Source organism: Gordonia sp. DT101, from assembly GCF_049844895.1.
In the GTDB taxonomy this organism is placed as follows: Bacteria; Actinomycetota; Actinomycetes; order Mycobacteriales; family Mycobacteriaceae; genus Gordonia.
In genome coordinates this window covers 234,602-251,134 of sequence record NZ_JBNCLX010000005.1, presented here as the reverse complement: position 1 = coordinate 251,134, position 16,533 = coordinate 234,602, and the positions used below count along the sequence as shown (strand labels likewise).

Here is a 16,533-nt window from a genome sequence, read left to right as displayed (position 1 = left end):
CAAGAGAGCTGGTAGAGGGCATGACCTTCACGACGCCGGACGTTGTCGTCGTCGACGGCGAGCTCTTGGCAGGCTTCGCCGACGCCCTCGGCTCGGACTCGGACGACTTCGGCTTACCGGTGGTGTTCCGTGTCACGACCGAGTTGGCCCATCAGGCAATGCATTCCGGGACCGTGCCCAGTGACGGCATCGTCCACACATCCGAATCACTACTGCTGCGCCGCGAGCCCCGGCTCGGTGACCACCTGAGCGGGCTGTTGACGGTGGAGGAAATCCATCGACGTGGGGGCGCCACGCAGCTCCTCGTCCGCAGCGACATCCTGGCGGAGGGTGACACGTCGCCGATCGCCGTGACGACGTCCACCCTCACCTTCAGGAGCTAGGCGGCGACCGACGATGCCCCAGGTTCCCGCTCCCGTCGAGCCGGTCGACCCCGGAGAACAGCTCTGGGACGTGACCGAAGAGATCACCATGGACCGCGTCCGCCGCTACGCGCGAGTGTCCGGAGACAACAACGCCATTCACATCGACGCCGACGCCGCCGAGGCGGCGGGTTTGTCCGCGCCGGTGGCACACGGCCTGCTCATACTGGGAATCGTGGTCCGCCATGCCGACGATTGGGTGCGCAACCGCGGCGGCCGGATCACGGGCTGCGACACGCGATTCGTCCGTCCGGTGTACCTCGTCGACCACTCGGTCACGCTCTTCGTGACCGCGCACCTCGTCGGGACCGGCCACATCGCCGCCACCGCATCCGTCCTGTCCGACGACGGATCGACACACCGAGCGATCCTCCGCCCGATCCGGATCTCGTACTCGGACGGTCGCCCGGACGATGTCGGAGCGACCGATCACACCCGCCGCTGATCCGTGGTGAGGGTGGATCGGCTCCAGAAGTCGACGATTGCCGACGCCGTCGCCACGGGTTGTTCGAGCGCGGGTATCACTCGCGCGCCGTGCACTGTGACCTCTTGAGCGTCAGTCATTCTCGATGCCATCGCACCAGCCTCGGCCGGCGTCCACTCACCCCGGTCGTCGGTACTCACGAACAGTGTCGGACACGTGGTGCGCAATGCCGCCCATTCGAGATCGGTGCGATTCATGATCCCCGAGCGGATTGCCGCGATCATCGAACGACCGGATGTACGCAACGAATCGTTCAGGAGCCCGAGGGCTTCGGCATCGTGGGCGCGGGTGGCGTCGGTGAAGATCGCCGTCTCGATCGCGGCGCGCACGGGCCCCCGTGGGCCGACGAGGCGATAGAGCGGTAGCAGCATCCCGACCTGCCGGCGTAACGCGGGGTCGATGGGAAATGTCGGGGCACTGATCGCAACGAGGCTGCGGACCATCGAGGGCTGCGTGGCCGCGAGATGGAGACCGACGTGACCACCCCAGGCGCAGCCGACCCAGTCGACACCGGTTTGATCAAATCTCGTACACAGGTCCGTCACGAGTGCTGCGGCGGCATCCGCGCAGGCGGCGATGTCGACAGCGCGATCGAGTCGGTCGCTGCGCCCGGACGACGGCCCGTCGACGAGAACCAGCGTTCGGTGTTCGGCGAGCGTCGGTACCACCCGCTGCCACGATCGGGCGTCGACGAACATGCTGTGCCAGAGCACGGTCACCGGCCCTTCGCCGAAGATGGTGGCATGCAGCTGTCCGAGATCGGTTCTCACGGTGTGATCACGCATCAGGTCTCCTCGGTAGGGATTTCAATTCCCATTACACAGCGTAATCTCAATTATGTCTAGACTGTGTTCGTGGCACGCACCTACAACTCCGAGCTCCGTGCCCGACGCGCGCTGGAGAACCGTGGCCGGGCACTCGCGGCTGCCACCGAGATGTTCTGCGGCCGTGGCTGGGTCTCCACCACGATGGCCGACGTCGCCAGCGCCGCGGGCGTCACGCGGCAGACCGTCTATCAGCAGTTCCCCAACAAGTTGGCCCTGCTCGACGCGTGCATCGACCACGCGCTGTCCGCAGGAGAGGGGATCCCGGTCCGCGAGCTCGCGGAGTATCGGGCGATGGGGAACGGACGGCCCGACGAGCGTCTCGCCGCGGGCGCTCGATGGCTGTGTGCCGCGCACATCAGGTCGGCGGCCATTCAGAACGTGCTGGACGACGCTGCGGTGACCGATCCCGCTGCCGCGCAGCGTCTCCGAGTGCGTGAGGCCAACCGTTGGGACGAGGTGCAATGGGCACTGACCGTGATCACCGGTGAACGTCCCGACGACGTGATCGTCGACGCTGTCTGGTTGTTGGCTGCCCGACGCAATTGGCTCCGGCTGATCGGCGAACGCGGCTGGACGCCCGGACAATGGACCGAATGGTTCATCGACCACGCCCGGGTCGATTTGTCGGGTGGCGGGTCGACTGCCCCCGGTTCGTCGACTCAGTAGCCTCCGACTATCGACGCCGCCGAACGCAGATCGGCACGTAATGCGCACGGCGACAGTATTTTCAGTGCCAAGGTGGGCGGTAGCAGGATCAGTGGGACGGTGAGGTACGCGCGAGCTCGCACATCGGTGCGGCCATCCGGCAGCGCCTCGGCCGCAAGGCTCAGACTCGCGTCGACGAACCACCATCGACCGATCTCCCGCCAGCGCATGGGGTCCGCATACTCGGCGACCTCGAGAAGAGGCCGAACCCACGGCACGAAGGTGATGTCCGTCCACGACGTACCGGTGTCTCCGGGACGATTGCCCACCGGTGACAGATCCTCGATCCGACGCAGACTGGATTGCCAGTGCGGACGGTTCTCGGGATCGACCAGATAATCGAATGTCGTCGCCGGCGGCGCTGCGAAAGGCACCGTCACATCTGCTATCAACACGCGGCGGGTCGGTGACATCTGGGCTCCTGATCGGTCCCGCCAGTGTAGTAGGGGGGCGAGCGTGGTGCGCTCGATCCCACGACGCCGCCGGCCGCGCATGACAGGATCGAGCCATGTCGCGCGTGGCCACCGGAGAGTCCGTCATCGCCCGTGCCGTCCGCATCGTGGAGGCCTTCGGTCTCGATGAACCCTCGCTCACGATCGGCGAGATCGCGCGACGAGCGGAGCTGCACGTGGCGACCGCGTCACGCATGGTCGAGGAGCTGGTACGGGCCGGCTGGCTCGAGCGCTCCGGCCGGGAGGTCCGAATCGGGATACGGTTGTGGGAGTTGTCGACTCGCGCATCACCCGTGATGGGACTGCGCGCGGCCGCGTTGCCGTTCATGGAGGATCTCCACCAGGTCATCGGGAACGACACACAGCTGGCGGTTCTCGAAGGGACCGAGGTGTTGTTCCTGGAGCGCCTGTGGTCGCCGGGGCCGGTCGTGAACTACTCCCGGATCGCCGGCCGATTGCCGGTGCATGCGTCATCGTCGGGCCTCGTCTTGCTCGCGCATGCTGCGCCTGACATCCAGCAGTCGGTGATGGACACGCCCATGAAGGTGTACACCGACCAGACGATCCACTCAGCTGCGGAGCTGCGCACGATGCTCGCCCACATCCGCCGCGAGGGTTACGCACTCTGCGCAGGACATATCTACCCGGACACCACCGGCATCGCTGCGCCGGTCCGTGACGGTCGAGGCACCGTGGTCGCCGCCCTCGGGATCATCGCACCCAACGACACCTCTGCGTACAGCAAGATCCCGGCGGTCCAGGCGGCAGCGCGCGGGATATCGAGGGTGATGACCCACGTCCGTTCGCCTCACCAGTGATCCAGACCACGATTATTCTCTCACTCATTGAGAAAGCCCTGGGGCGGCACCAGACCAGAGCGCGACCCTTGATCCACGCGTCACATGAGGAGAGTGGACATGGTTCAGGAGGGACACCCGGCACACGTGTTGCGGGTCCGCACAAAAGAGGTCGTGGCAGATGGTGTCGTCGTCCTCACGCTCGAGCATCCCGACGGTCGACGACTTCCGGACTGGGCTCCGGGCGCCCACATCGACCTGACGTTGCCGGGCGGCCTCACCCGCCAATACTCACTCTGTGGGGATCGCTGGGACGCGCACACCTATCGGGTCGCGATCCGACGCGAGGCCAACGGCTCGGGCGGGTCGGCGTACATCCACGACACGCTGCAGGTGGGTGCACAGGTTCAGATCGGCGGACCACGCAACAACTTCGCGATGGCACCCGCAGCGCGCTATCTGTTCGTCGCGGGCGGGATCGGTATCACACCGATCGTCCCGATGATCGTGCAAGCCGAGATGCTGGGTGCGGCATGGCATCTGCTCTATCTGGGACGCAGCCGATCGGCGATGCCGTTCCTCGACGCTCTCGCCGTGCACGCGGAACGTGTCACGGTGTGTGCGCGTGACGAGAGCGCCAGGCTCGACGTGATCGGCCACCTGGGCGACCTGGAGGCCGGCACGCAGGTCTATGCGTGCGGCCCGCGGCCACTGCTGGACGACCTGGCGGCCTCGACGTCCCACTGGGCGCCCGGGCGGCTGCGCATCGAACGCTTCTCCGCGACGACGGTGGCGCCCGCACGTACCGCGCCATTTGAACTACACCTCGCGCGCTCGCGACGCACGGTGACGGTCCGGCCGGAGCGCAGCGTCCTCGACACACTCTCCGATGTCGGGATCACCGTTCTCTCGTCGTGCCGGGAGGGGCTTTGTGGCACATGCGAAACCGCCGTGATCGCCGGCGAACCGGACCATCGCGATTCTCTGCTCGACGATGACGAACGTGCGGTCGGCGACTGCATGTTCGTCTGCGTATCCCGCTCGCGTTCCGATCACCTGGTCATCGACCTGTGATCCCCACCCAAGGACGAATCATGACGACCACGATCTCCCCGCGCACCGCGATCCCGGTCTCGGACCTCGACCCGTTCGCGCTCAATGTGCTCTCCGACCCGCTGCCGAGTCAGCAGGAGTTGCGCGACATCGGACCGGTTGTCCTCCTCGAGAGGTACGGCGTCTACGGAATGGCCCGATACGAGCAGGTGCATGCTGCCCTGACCGACTGGCAGTCCTTCCAGTCGGCCGCCGGGGTGGGACTGACCAATTTCCGTCACGAGAAACCGTGGCGCCCGCCCAGCGTGCTCCTCGAGGCCGATCCTCCCCATCACGACGCCCCGCGGGCGGTCCTGAGCAAGATCCTCGGTCCGCGCGCGTTGCGCCGGTTACGCGATGACTGGATGGCCGATGCCGACGATCTGGTCGAGTCCGTCTTGTCACGGTCGACCGAGTTCGATGCGGCGATCGAACTCGCCCAGGCCTTTCCGCTCCGCGTCTTCCCGGACGCGGTGGGCATCTCGACCACCGGGCGAGAGAATCTGCTCCCATACGGCAACCACGCGTTCAACGCCTTCGGTCCGTCGAACAGCCTGGTGGCCGACGGCGCGCCCCGCGTCGCCGGATTGTCCGCGTGGGTGAGTACGCAGTGCACACGAGAGGCACTGACCGACAACGGTTTCGGTGCACAGATCTGGGCGGCGAGCGACCGCGGCGACATCACCGTGGAACAAGCCCCGCTGGTGGTGCGGTCATTGCTGACCGCGGGCGTGGACACCACCGTCAACGGTCTCGCCGCAGTCCTCTACGCGTTCGCCACCAACCCGGCGCAATGGCAGCAACTTCGCACCGATCCGGCATCGATACGCAATGCTTTCGACGAGGCCGTGCGTTGGGAGTCGCCGGTGCAGACGTTCTTCCGCACCACGACACGTGCCGTGGACTTCGCCGGCGTCACCATCCCGGACGGGTCGAAGATCCTGATGTTCCTCGGGGCCGCGAACCGCGATCCGCGACGTTGGGAACGCCCCGATGCGTTCGATCTCGATCGTGATCCGTCCGGTCACGTCGGATACGGGATGGGACTCCATCAGTGCGTCGGCCAGCACGTCGCACGATTGGAGTCCGAGGCCCTCCTCACGGCACTCGTCCGCCGAGTCGAGAGCATCGAGCTCGCCGGTCCGGCTCGTCGTCACCTCAACAACACATTGAGATCGTGGGCGTCGGTGCCGATCCGGGTCAGGCGGGCACGCTGAGCGCACCTCGGGACGCGGCCCCGCCAGATCCCAAGATTAGAACGTGTTCTAGTCTTGGGTCGTGACGATGACAGGGAAATCTGTACTCATAACCGGTGGCGGCAGCGGAATCGGCGAGGGCATCGCCACCGTTCTGGTCGGCCTCGGTGCCAAGGTGACGATCGTCGGCCGGACCGCCGACCGACTGACAGCAGTGCAAGAACGGCTCAACCTGGATGCACCGGCGGGCGCCGGCGCGCACGCGCACGCCGCCGATGTCACCGACGAGGACCAGGTCGTCGCTGCCGTGGCTGCCGCGACCGAGTTCGGCGGCGGCCTCGACGGAGTGGTGGCCTGCGCGGGCGGCAGCGAGACCATCGGCCCGCTGACGCAGATGGACAGCGAGGCCTGGAAACGTACCGTCGATCTGAACGTCAACGGGACAATGTTCACTCTGAAGCACTCGGCACGGGAGTTGGTGCGCGCCGGTGGGGGATCGTTTGTCGCGATCTCCTCGATCGCGGCCAGCAATACGCACCGCTGGTTCGGCGCATACGGGGTGACCAAGTCCGCGGTCGATCACATGGTCGCGCTCGCGGCCGACGAACTCGGACCGAGCCGGGTACGGGTCAACGGCATCCGGCCGGGTCTGATCCGGACGGATCTGGTGACCGCCGTGCTGGATGATCCGCAGCTGACCGAGGACTATCGAGTGTCCACACCGATACCCCGGATCGGCGAGGTCCAGGACATCGGCCACCTGGCGGCATTCCTGTTGGGCGAGGACTCCACCTGGATCACCGGCCAGGTGATCAACGTGGACGGTGGCCAGATGCTGCGCCGTGGACCCGATTTCAGCTCTATGCTCGAGCCGCTGTTCGGGGCCGACGGACTCCGGGGTGTCGTCGCGACCGACGAGAATCCCGCGGCGCCGGAGGTCTGATCGGCGGCACGTCACCGAGGTGCGTGCTTCGCCCCCTGCACTGATCCTCCGGCGGCTCGCCAGTCGATGAGTCCCTTCGTCATGTTCCTCGCCTCGAAACCCAACTCGATCAACATGTTCGCGGCACCGCCTGAACGCAGGCCACCGGTGCAGAAGGTGATCAGGAGTCGGTCGTCGGGCAATTCCACGCAGCGATCGGGCAGTTCTTCGAGCGGAATGTGGACTGACCCGGGAATGTGGTTGCGGTTCCACTCGAAATGACGGCGCACATCGACGATCAGTGCGCCGTCGGCCACCATGCCGATCGCTTCCGCCGCGGTGACCGCTGGGGCGTGGCGCAGCTAGTGACGAATACCCATGGGTGGAAACCTCTTTCGAGACCTCGGTCGGAATTGTCCAGAAGTCGCCGTGAACGACGGTATCAGCCAGCCTGAAGGTGACGATCAGGGGTTGTCCAGATGACCGATGCCGTCGCTGTCCGCCCGCACGCTCGGGGGAGCGGTCGCCCGGTCGTAACAGCCTGCGGCGGCGCGGAGGGGGACGCCCCCCTCACGGTGCTCACTGTTGCGGATCCCGAGGGCCGAAACCATGCCGCCGGCGATGAACAGCACGGCCGTGATGAGCACGGTGCGATGAAAGCCGGCGGTGTCGAGCACTCCGCCCACGATGATGCCGGTGCACGCGACTGCCACCAGCCCGGACACCCGTGAGATCGCGTTGTTGATCGCCGAACCGATGCCACTCTGCTCCCGGCTCACGGCCGCGAGCACCGCAGACGTCAATGGCGTGACGGTCACCGACAACCCGAGACCGAAGAGCACGAGCCCTGGCAACATCTGCCACCAGAAGTTGAAATCGTCGTCGGTGGTGAGCATCAGCAGGTAGCCGCACCCGGCGAGGATCGGACCGCATGCCATGAACAGGCGTGGACCGTATCGCGCCGACAGAGCGCCCACGGGGCGCGCGATGAAGAACGACAGGACCGGGACGGGCAATGTCGCGAGTCCGGCAGCAAGCGCCGAGAAACCCGCGACCTCCTGCAGGAAGAGCGCGGTGATCAGCGAACCCATCGACAGGCCGGCGTACATGAAGGTCGTCGCGAGGTTGCCGACGCCGAAGTTGCGCACCCGGAACATCCGGAGCGGGATCATCGGATTGTCGGTGTGCAGTTCCCGCCAGCCGAGTCCCGCCAGACACAGCACGCCGACGATGAGCGACACCGCCACAGCGGGATTCGACAATCCCAGACGTTGCTCCTCGATCAGCGCATACACCGTCCCGGCGAGACCGGCGGCGGTCAGCACCGCACCGGGCACGTCGATCCTGGTTCGTGTCGGTGGCCGCGGCGCTTCGACGAGACGCATCGACAGCACCAAGGTGACGACCACGGGCAGAACGTTCACGGCAAAGATCCAACGCCAGTTCAGTGCGTCCACGAGGACGCCGCCGAGCAGCGGCCCGACCACGAATGCGGTGCCGGTCCACGCCGTCCAGGTGCCGATCGCCTTGGGCTGATCGTCGGGAGAGAACGCCGAATTGATCAGGGCCAGCGAACTGGGGACCAGCAATGCCGCGCCGGCGCCTTGGACGCCACGGCCGATGATCAGGATCAGGTCGGTGGGAGCGAGCGCACACACCACCGACGACACTCCGAAGATCACCAATCCGGCTCGCAGAACAGGTAACCGGCCGAACGCGTCCGAGATGGAGCCGGCGACCAGGATCAGCGCACCCAACGTCAGCAGGTACGCATCCACGACCCATTGCTGGGTGGTCAGACCGCCGCCGAGGTCGCCGGAGATCGCCGGGAGTGCCAGATTGACCACGGACCCGTCGAGAAACGCGACGAAGGACGCAAGAATCGCCACGGCCACAACAGGTCCCATGGAGGATCGAGCTGTCGGCACGCCGGCGTCGGTCACGTCAGTGGGTCTGTTCCGCGTCGGGGTCGGGGGTGACGTAGCCGCCTGCCAGTTCGTGGAGGGCGCGGAACACGCGACGCGACGATTCCGCCCACGGCATGAGGATGGGGAACACGTGGAACATCCCGCGTTCCTCCATCGCATGCACCCTCACTCCGGCGGCCTGCAGTTCCTGGGCGAACTCCCGGATTCCGTCCCGGAACATCTCGTCGGCACCCCAGCAGACGAAGGTCGGGGGAAACCACTCGGGATCGGGCGCCGCGTGCACCGCCGAGACACGTTCGTCGTTCGGCTGCACGCCATGCAGGTATGGCGTGACCGGGACGTTCCACGGGAGGATGTCGTATTGGGCGTTCTCGGTGATCGACGGATGGTCCAGATCGAGGTCGACCTCCGGTGAGAAAAGAGCCAGCGCCGCGGGCTTGGGCTTCGACTGGCTGTGCAGGTAGGACACCAGCGACGTTGCCAATCCGCCGCCTCCGGAGTCGCCTGCGATCGCGAGGTGCTTCGGGTCGACCCCACGATCGAGCAGGCCTTGGTAGACGTCGGCGGCGTCCAGCACACCTGCGGGGAAGGGGAATTCGGGCGCCATCCGGTAGTCGGCGATGAAGACCTCGTATCCCGTGATCCCGACGAGAGACGCAGCGAATGCGGCGTACATGATCGGCGACGTGCCGATGTAGCCACCGCCGTGCAAGTAGAGGATGGTGGCGCCGATCGTCTCCTTGTCGTCGGCATCGTCGACGAAGGCATCTGAGCTGGCCTTCGCGCGACACCAGATCCCCGGCACGCCTCCGATCGTGTCGTCGGTGATCTCCACCCCGTCGATGGCGCCGACGAACGGCGGGATCACGGCCAGGCAGATGTCGTCGAGGATCTTCTCCATCGAGCGGAACTCCTCGATCGGGAGTCCCATCGAATAGCCCATGAACGACCTCACGACCTGGCGCGTGACCGACTGGCCCACGTTGTCGAGCAGCCCGCCCGGTCCGTCCCACGGCCGCCGGAACGGCACCCGCGCCAGTCCGTTGAGCATGCTCTCGGCAAGTCCCATCACGGTCAGGGCGGTCACCGGTCCGGACGCCGTCTGCACCTCCGGACGATCAGCCATCACCATGACGCCCATGCTAGTGGCCGCACGTGGTCGGCTGCCGTGGACAACATGCCGCTTGCGCTTGATAGGCAAGTAGATACTTGCCTATAGTGACGGGCATGGTCGACGTGTTCCGAGCTCTCGACGACGAGACCAGGCGTCTCATCCTCGACGAACTCGCCGCGAGCGACGGCCAAACGCTGTTCGAGATCTGTGCACTGCTGACCACGCGACACGCTCGCGGGCTCACCCGGCAGGCGATCTCACAACATCTCGCGGTGCTGGAATCCGCGGGGTTGGTCGCCACCGAGCGGCGCGGAAGGGCCAAGTTCCACTACTTCACCCCGGAGCCACTCGCGCAGATCACGCGTCGGTGGCCCACCACAGAGAGGCATGATCGATGAGAATCAACCTGACCAGCGTGTTCGTCGACGACCAGCGAGCCGCCCTGGCCTTCTACACCGACGTGCTCGGCTTCACGAAGCATCACGACATCCCGCTGGGTGGCGGCGACTCGTGGCTCACGGTGGTGTCACCCGAATCCCCGGACGGACCCGAGCTGCTGCTGGAACCGTGCGGTCACCCCGCCGTCCAACCGTATCGGAACGCATTGGCGGAGGACGGAATCCCGCTCATCCAGTTCGCCGTCGACGATGTCGAGGCCGAACATGCGCGACTCACCGCCAAGGGAGTGGTGTTCACCCAGCCACCGACCGACATCGGGACCGCCGTCATCGCAGTCTTCGACGACACCTGCGGGAACCTGGTGCAACTGGTGGCGGAGAAACGCAGCGCGAACGACATGTGATCGCCACCCGACTCGCACCGGCCCGCGTAGCGACGATCCAGGTGGTGAGCCGTCGCCGTCCACAGCCCACCCCATCCGCTGACGGCGCGACCTGCAACGACTTCCCGATGCATCGGGTCGACCGCCCCGCAGCATCAGCGAGGGCGGTCGGACGTGGCACACTACCTCGGGTCCACCAGTCCCTGTGAAACCCGTGAGGCGGCGATGGAGAGTGCTGAGCAGCCGACACTGGCTGACGCGTGGGATGCCAATCGAGGGATCCAGAGGTCCGCAGGGGTCCGGCTCTTCGCGGCGAACAACTCGGCTCTCTACGTGACGTTGATGGAACGTCACCTGGATTTCGGCACGCGATTGTCGGAGACCGATCTGGCCGTGCGACTCGAACGCGACATGGCCACTCTCGGCGTCGCCGACCAACCGAGCGGCCTCGAGCTGGTCAAACTATGGGCCAGGCAGGGGTGGCTGCACCGGGTGACGGACACGAGTGTCCGGACGGCCCAAAACCTCTGTTTTCTGACCTCGGAGGCACGCTCTGTGGTCGATTACGTCCGGCGCCTGAGGCGCGAGGACAGCGTCGCCACCGGCGGCTCGATCAGCGGCGTCGCGGCCGGGTTGCATCGCGTTGCCGGCCAGGTGACCAACGATCCGCGTCAGATACGGGAGGAGATCGAGCATCAGATCTCCGAACTCGACGCCGAACTCGCCGACCTCGACGCGGGGCGACGGCCGGAGCCCGACCTACGTGTCGCCGAGGACGAGGCGCGGGCGATCGCCTATCAGATGGAACAGATCATCTCCGATATCGGGCAGTACGGCAGCATGCTGGATCGGATCACGACGGCGCTGCTGGACGACCCGCACGACTCGGACCTGGCATACCGGGATCGTCAGCGACAGATGTTCGACGACTACGAAGCCCTGCTCGAGTCCTCCCAGAGTGCGTCTTACCACGCCTTCACCCATATGATCCAGGATCCGCAGCAGCGAGCTCGGCTCGTCGCCGACATCGCCACGGTGACACGGCAACTCCCCGGCATCGACCGCGGCCTCCGATCGGTGATGGACGACTTCTTCGGCCTCGTCACCCAGCAGATGGCAGAGGTCGGACGGACGCGCCAGCGCTGTGCCCGACGCATCCGCAGATTCGTCGCCGCGGGAACACTCGAGCAGAGCCGGGGGATAGCGCGCCAACTCAACGACGCACTGGCCACGGCAAACGACCTGCTGAAGACCTCACTCGCGGATCGCCGCATCGGTTACGAGTTGCCCTTGGCGACACCATCGATCACGTCCGCAGGCCGCCTGACCTTCGAGATCCGCGACCCCGCCCCTCCCGCCGCGGCGCTGCCGGCGATCGGAAGCGCCGATCTCACGACGTTCGCGTCGCTGTCCGGTCAGGTCGACACGGTCGAACTCACGGAAGTCGTCAACGCAGCGGTCGACGCCGGTCCGATCGCCTTGTCGGATGTGATTGCACGCATCGACGAGCCCTACCTCGCCCACGTCATCGTGCTGTGGTCCTGGGCTCTGAAGCAGTCCGGCACCGGCAACCCCGAGTCGGCCTTCGTCCGATTCCGATCGCTCGAAGGCGAGGATCGCATCATCGAGGTCCCGGCGCTGATGTTCACCGAACCGATTCCGACCGCGGAGGTCGACGCACTATGACCAGCAACCTCGACGTCACGGACGGGCACAGTGGCGGGGGAGTACCCGACGAGTTCGCCGGCTACGACGATCTCCCGGCCGTGCAGCGCGGCGGTCGCGACGACAGCCCAGGGGCACCACGTTTCGACGGCGACGTCAGCGCTCTGCCCGATCGTGCATGCTGGGCCCTCCAGAATCTTCTGACCCGCCGCTTCGTCAGTGGCGATCGTCAGCCCCAACTGTGGGCTTGGGTTGCCGAATACCAGGACCAACTCAGGATCCGGCTATCGGAGCTTGACCTGCGCCTGCGCATCGTCGATGAACTCGAGGTCGCCTTCGTGGAGCAGGCCGGGTATGAGTCACGTTGGGGCAGAAGGATACTCAAACGCGAGGCGATCCACACCTACGATGCGATCCTGGCCCTGCACCTGGCCAAGTACCTACGCGCATCTCGCGACGAGCGAGTGCTGATCACGCGGGAAGAGATCCATGAGTTGTTCGCCGGTGTCACCAACACCATCGACCGCGATCTGGCACTGTTCGACAAACGTATCGAGCACGCCATCGACAAGATGGACGAGTTGGAGTTCTTGCGGAGACATCGGGATGACCCGGACACGTTCACGGTCAGCCCGGTCATCTCGGCGGTGATGACCGCATCGGTGATCACCGACCTGCAAAAGCAGTTCGAGCAGTTCATCGGATCCGGGGAGACCGGCGACGACGCGCCTGCCGCCGAAGCGATCGAGTCGGCCGGAGCTGGTGCCGACGACAACGACGATGACGACGAAGGAGATGATTGGTGAGCGGACCGGTCGACCAATATCACCTGTCCCGACTGCAACTGATCAACTGGGGAGTCTTCGACGGCTACCATTCGATCCCGTTCAGTACCTCCGGATCACTGATCACCGGATCGTCGGGGAGCGGCAAATCCTCACTGCTGGATGCGATATCGCTGGCCTTCCTCCCAGATCACCGGCGCAACTTCAATGCCTCCGGCGACGCGACCGCCGCGGGATCGTCGAGCGGCAAACGCACCGTCGGAAAGTACGTGCGCGGCGCCTGGGGTGAACGCCGGGACGGGACCAACGCCCATCGCGAGATCATGTATCTACGCGGGACCGGGCCTGCCTGGGCCGCCATCGCCGTCACATATACGTCGAGCTCCGGATCCTCGATCACCGGCCTTGTGCTGAAGTGGCTGGCGGCCGGCAAGATGACCGACGCACACAGTTCGTACTTCGTCCACGACGGCGACGTCGACATCGTCGACGTGTGCAACTCGTGGGCCGGCAACAACTACAACTCGGGCAAGTTCCGCGAAGAGGGCTGGCGAGGTGGGCCGGGCGAAGGCAAGTACCTGGCGACCCTGTACTCCCTGATCGGTATTCGCGGCTCCGACGCAGCCCAGCAGCTCCTCGGTAAGGCCAAATCGCTCAAGAGTGTCGGTGGCCTGGCCCAGTTCGTGCGGGATTTCATGCTGGACGAACCCACCAGCACCGCCGGGATCAAAGATGCGCTCGAGCAGATCGATCCGCTCGTCGAGGCGCGGGAACTCCTCGATGTGGCACGACGCAAGCGCACGATTCTGGGCAGCATCGAAACTCTCCAGGAGAGGTATGCGGCCGAGGCCGCCACGTTCACGGTCCTCGACACCATCGACACCGCCGCGGTGCGCGCCTACCTGAACAACCTGCGTCTGCGCACTGCCGAACCGGAGGTGGCCGACCTCGATGATCACATCGCTCGCCTCGACGCCGATCTCGCCGCACTGACCGGCCAGCACGACCAGCTCCGACAGGATCACAGTCACCTGTTGTCGCGGATCGCCACCTCGACAGGCGATCTCGCCCCGTTGCAGGAGCAGCTCGCGACCGCGCAGAAGGTCAGCAACGAGGCCTCCATGCGACGCACGACCTACGAGAACAAGATCTCGGGCCTCGGCGTCGGTATCCCCGACGATGCCGAGGAGTTCTGGTCACTGCGCGAGAGCCTCATGGAAGAGGCCACCCAGATCGACGGTCAGCTCGACGCGGGTAAGGCGCATTTCGCCGAGACCCTGGCCCGCGAAGTCGCGGCGCGCACCCAGCGTGACGCCGCGCAGGAGGAGTTGAGTCGTGTGGAGCAGGCAGGTTCGGCGCTCCCACGTGCCGAACACGAGATGCGCCGGGCCATCGCCAACTCCCTGCAAATCGACGAATCAGAGCTGCGCTATGTGGCCGAGATGGTGGAGTTGCATCCCGATGAGGAGCGGTGGCGGTCCGCGGTGGAGAAGGTACTCCGCAACGCGGGCCTACGACTTCTGGTTCCCGACAAGCATTTCCGGGCCGCACTGCGTTTTGTGAACAGCCACGACATGCGCGGCCGGATTCAGCTGCATCACGCCGAGAACCGTGCAGCACCCACCGCAGAACCCGGGACCTTGGGCGCGAAACTACGTGCAGTCGATCCGGATCACCCGTGCTCGGCGGAGGCGCTGTCCATCTTGACCCGGTTGGGGAATTACGTTTGCGTCGATTCGCCGGCCGACTTCGCCGATCACGCCAAGGCCGTGACCGACCAGGGGTTGCGAAAGGATTCGGCGAAACTCGCGATCAAAGACGATCGTCAAGCCCTGCGGCCGTCGCAACACATCTTCGTCGGCAACGTCGAATCGAAGATTGCCGCCCTGCGGGACGAATTCGATCACGAGCTTCGCGCCTATGACTCGGCGCGGGAAGCCAGCGCCGAACTCGACCACGACCGGACTACTCGACAGCAACGTCGCGACGACTGCCGCCGGGTGTGTGAACAGTTCACCCAGTGGAGCGAGATCGATACCGATTCCGCCGACGATCGAGTCGACCAGCTCACCGAGCAGTACGAACTGTTGATGGAGGAACACCCCGACATCGAGGCGCTCCAGCGCAAAGCCGAGGACATCTGGGAGCAGGTGCGATCGGCGATCTCGCAGGCCGCCCTGGTGCGGGACAAGATCGCCACGCACGACCGCCGCCGCACCCAGCTCCTCGACCTCGTCGATCGACTCAAACCCGAACATGTTTCCGCACAGGCGGAGAAGACCCTCGACGGATTCCGAGAGGAATCTCCGGCCGCGCTCGATGTGCTTGCACCCGAGGCCTTTCGGCAGGAATTGATGAAGTCGGTGGTGAAGGATCGCGATCGGATGCGGTCGGACGCCCGCCGTTCACGTGACGAACTCGGGCGCATCCTCGACAGCTACGACGAGGAGTTCCCCGACGCGATCCCGAACGACAGCGACGACTTCGACGAGCGCTTACACGACTATGTCGCGTTGAGCCGCCGGATCGATGAACGCGAACTCCCTGCCGCATACGAGCGCATGCGACGTCTGATCACCGAACAGGCGCCCGGGGCGATCCTCAACCTGCACATGACCGCCGACGCCGAGGAACGTCGCATCGTCGACCAGATCGAGCGGGTCAACACCGGTCTGGCCGCCGTGGCCTTCAATCGGGGCACGCGCCTTCGGCTCCACCCCGGACGGAAGAACCTTGCGGCCGTCGCGGACCTCACCGAGAAGGCACGACAGATCTCGCAGCGGACCACAGCTGTCAGCTTCGGCGACGACCAAGCCATCCTCGAGCAGTACGCCGACATCCTGCTGCTGCGAGAACGTCTGGGTGGTAACACGCCCGAGGATCGGCAGTGGACCCGCGACGCCCTCGACGTGCGTAACCGCTTCGACTTCTACTGCGAAGAACACGACGCTGTCACCGGGGAGACGATCCGCACCTACAGCAATGCCGGCGACAATTCCGGCGGCGAACAGGAGAAGCTGATGGCCTTCTGTCTTGCGGGCGCCCTCAGCTTCAACCTCGCGAGTCCACAGGGCGACGACAACCGACCCATCTTCGCTCAGCTCATGCTCGACGAGGCCTTCTCCAAATCGGATCCACAATTCGCGCAGCAGGCACTCTCGGCGTTCCGCAAGTTCGGTTTCCAGCTGATCATCGTCGCAACAGTGCAGAACACCAGCACCATTCAGCCCTATATCGACAACGTGATCATGGTGTCCAAGACCGAGGGGGCCGGCGCACGGCCGGTCGCCACCGCCATGTCGACGTCGATCCAGGCCTTCTCGGACCTGCGCAGGTCCACCGGGGGACAACTACCGGTGTGAG

General features: G+C 65.6%; 17 protein-coding genes. 12 read left to right on the top strand and 5 right to left on the bottom strand.

Going from position 1 to position 16,533, the window contains the following annotated elements; genetic code table 11:
* The first annotated feature begins 20 nt into the window (after nt 1-20).
* On the top strand, nt 21-383 hold the full coding sequence (locus ACLQ3I_RS18755; protein ID WP_425803897.1) for a hypothetical protein: 363 nt from the start codon (nt 21-23) through the stop codon (nt 381-383).
* Between the two features lie 13 nt (nt 384-396).
* Nucleotides 397-867 carry a MaoC family dehydratase gene (locus ACLQ3I_RS18750; protein WP_425803894.1) on the top strand — a complete coding sequence of 157 codons (471 nt, stop codon included), beginning with the start codon at nt 397-399 and terminating at the stop codon, nt 865-867.
* On the opposite strand, the gene ACLQ3I_RS18745 is transcribed toward ACLQ3I_RS18750, so the two are convergent.
* On the bottom strand, nt 852-1,691 hold the full coding sequence (locus ACLQ3I_RS18745) for an alpha/beta fold hydrolase (RefSeq protein ID WP_425794363.1): 840 nt from the start codon (nt 1,689-1,691) through the stop codon (nt 852-854). The two genes, ACLQ3I_RS18750 and ACLQ3I_RS18745, sit on opposite strands and share 16 nt — an antisense overlap.
* 69 nt (nt 1,692-1,760) lie before the next feature.
* On the opposite strand from ACLQ3I_RS18745, the gene ACLQ3I_RS18740 reads away from it, so the two are divergent.
* Nucleotides 1,761-2,399 (top strand): TetR/AcrR family transcriptional regulator, encoded by a 639-nt coding sequence (locus ACLQ3I_RS18740; protein ID WP_425794362.1) that lies wholly within the window; start codon nt 1,761-1,763, stop codon nt 2,397-2,399.
* Here ACLQ3I_RS18740 and ACLQ3I_RS18735 read toward each other — a convergent pair.
* Entirely contained in the window at nt 2,393-2,851 is a 459-nt protein-coding gene (locus tag ACLQ3I_RS18735) for an SRPBCC family protein (RefSeq protein WP_425803891.1), read from the bottom strand. The genes ACLQ3I_RS18740 and ACLQ3I_RS18735 overlap by 7 nt on opposite strands.
* Before the next feature lie 95 nt (nt 2,852-2,946).
* On the opposite strand from ACLQ3I_RS18735, the gene ACLQ3I_RS18730 reads away from it, so the two are divergent.
* The 4 genes from ACLQ3I_RS18730 to ACLQ3I_RS18715 all read left to right on the top strand — a co-directional run bounded on the left by ACLQ3I_RS18730 (nt 2,947) and on the right by ACLQ3I_RS18715 (nt 6,918).
* The gene (locus ACLQ3I_RS18730) at nt 2,947-3,708 is read left to right on the top strand and encodes an IclR family transcriptional regulator (protein ID WP_425794358.1); all 762 of its coding nucleotides are present in this window, start codon (nt 2,947-2,949) and stop codon (nt 3,706-3,708) included.
* Between the two features lie 99 nt (nt 3,709-3,807).
* On the top strand, nt 3,808-4,761 hold the full coding sequence (locus tag ACLQ3I_RS18725) for a PDR/VanB family oxidoreductase (RefSeq protein ID WP_425794356.1): 954 nt from the start codon (nt 3,808-3,810) through the stop codon (nt 4,759-4,761).
* Nucleotides 4,762-4,781: 20 nt separating this feature from the next.
* Nucleotides 4,782-5,996: a cytochrome P450 gene (locus ACLQ3I_RS18720; protein WP_425794355.1), complete on the top strand. Its 1,215-nt coding sequence runs from the start codon at nt 4,782-4,784 to the stop codon at nt 5,994-5,996.
* Nucleotides 5,997-6,063: 67 nt separating this feature from the next.
* Entirely contained in the window at nt 6,064-6,918 is an 855-nt protein-coding gene (locus ACLQ3I_RS18715) for an SDR family oxidoreductase (RefSeq protein ID WP_425794521.1), read from the top strand.
* A gap of 11 nt (nt 6,919-6,929) precedes the next feature.
* Here the strand turns inward: ACLQ3I_RS18715 and ACLQ3I_RS18710 are convergent, their stop codons facing one another.
* The 3 genes from ACLQ3I_RS18710 to ACLQ3I_RS18700 all read right to left on the bottom strand — a co-directional run bounded on the left by ACLQ3I_RS18710 (nt 6,930) and on the right by ACLQ3I_RS18700 (nt 9,957).
* A complete protein-coding gene (locus tag ACLQ3I_RS18710; RefSeq protein WP_425804049.1) occupies nt 6,930-7,259 on the bottom strand; it encodes a rhodanese-like domain-containing protein in 330 nt (109 codons plus the stop codon).
* Nucleotides 7,260-7,361: 102 nt separating this feature from the next.
* Entirely contained in the window at nt 7,362-8,786 is a 1,425-nt protein-coding gene (locus ACLQ3I_RS18705; RefSeq protein ID WP_425803888.1) for an MFS transporter, read from the bottom strand.
* Nucleotides 8,787-8,841: 55 nt separating this feature from the next.
* Complete coding sequence (locus tag ACLQ3I_RS18700; protein ID WP_425794352.1) at nt 8,842-9,957, bottom strand: alpha/beta hydrolase; 1,116 nt, start codon at nt 9,955-9,957, stop codon at nt 8,842-8,844.
* A 95-nt stretch (nt 9,958-10,052) separates the two neighbouring features.
* Between ACLQ3I_RS18700 and ACLQ3I_RS18695 the strand changes: the two genes are divergently transcribed.
* The 5 genes from ACLQ3I_RS18695 (at nt 10,053) to ACLQ3I_RS18675 (ending at nt 16,532) form a co-directional block, all read left to right on the top strand.
* On the top strand, nt 10,053-10,337 hold the full coding sequence (locus ACLQ3I_RS18695; RefSeq protein ID WP_425794350.1) for an ArsR/SmtB family transcription factor: 285 nt from the start codon (nt 10,053-10,055) through the stop codon (nt 10,335-10,337).
* On the top strand, nt 10,334-10,741 hold the full coding sequence (locus ACLQ3I_RS18690; protein WP_425803886.1) for a VOC family protein: 408 nt from the start codon (nt 10,334-10,336) through the stop codon (nt 10,739-10,741). Before ACLQ3I_RS18695 ends, ACLQ3I_RS18690 begins: the two co-directional genes overlap by 4 nt.
* Before the next feature lie 204 nt (nt 10,742-10,945).
* Nucleotides 10,946-12,406, top strand: coding sequence for a DUF3375 domain-containing protein (locus tag ACLQ3I_RS18685; RefSeq protein WP_425794347.1), 1,461 nt, complete (start codon nt 10,946-10,948; stop codon nt 12,404-12,406).
* Nucleotides 12,403-13,191 (top strand): DUF4194 domain-containing protein, encoded by a 789-nt coding sequence (locus tag ACLQ3I_RS18680; protein ID WP_425803884.1) that lies wholly within the window; start codon nt 12,403-12,405, stop codon nt 13,189-13,191. The genes ACLQ3I_RS18685 and ACLQ3I_RS18680 overlap by 4 nt, the downstream gene beginning before the upstream one ends.
* Nucleotides 13,188-16,532, top strand: a complete 3,345-nt coding sequence (locus tag ACLQ3I_RS18675) for an ATP-binding protein (protein WP_425803882.1) — start codon at nt 13,188-13,190, stop codon at nt 16,530-16,532. The genes ACLQ3I_RS18680 and ACLQ3I_RS18675 overlap by 4 nt, the downstream gene beginning before the upstream one ends.
* Nucleotide 16,533 lies beyond the last annotated feature (1 nt).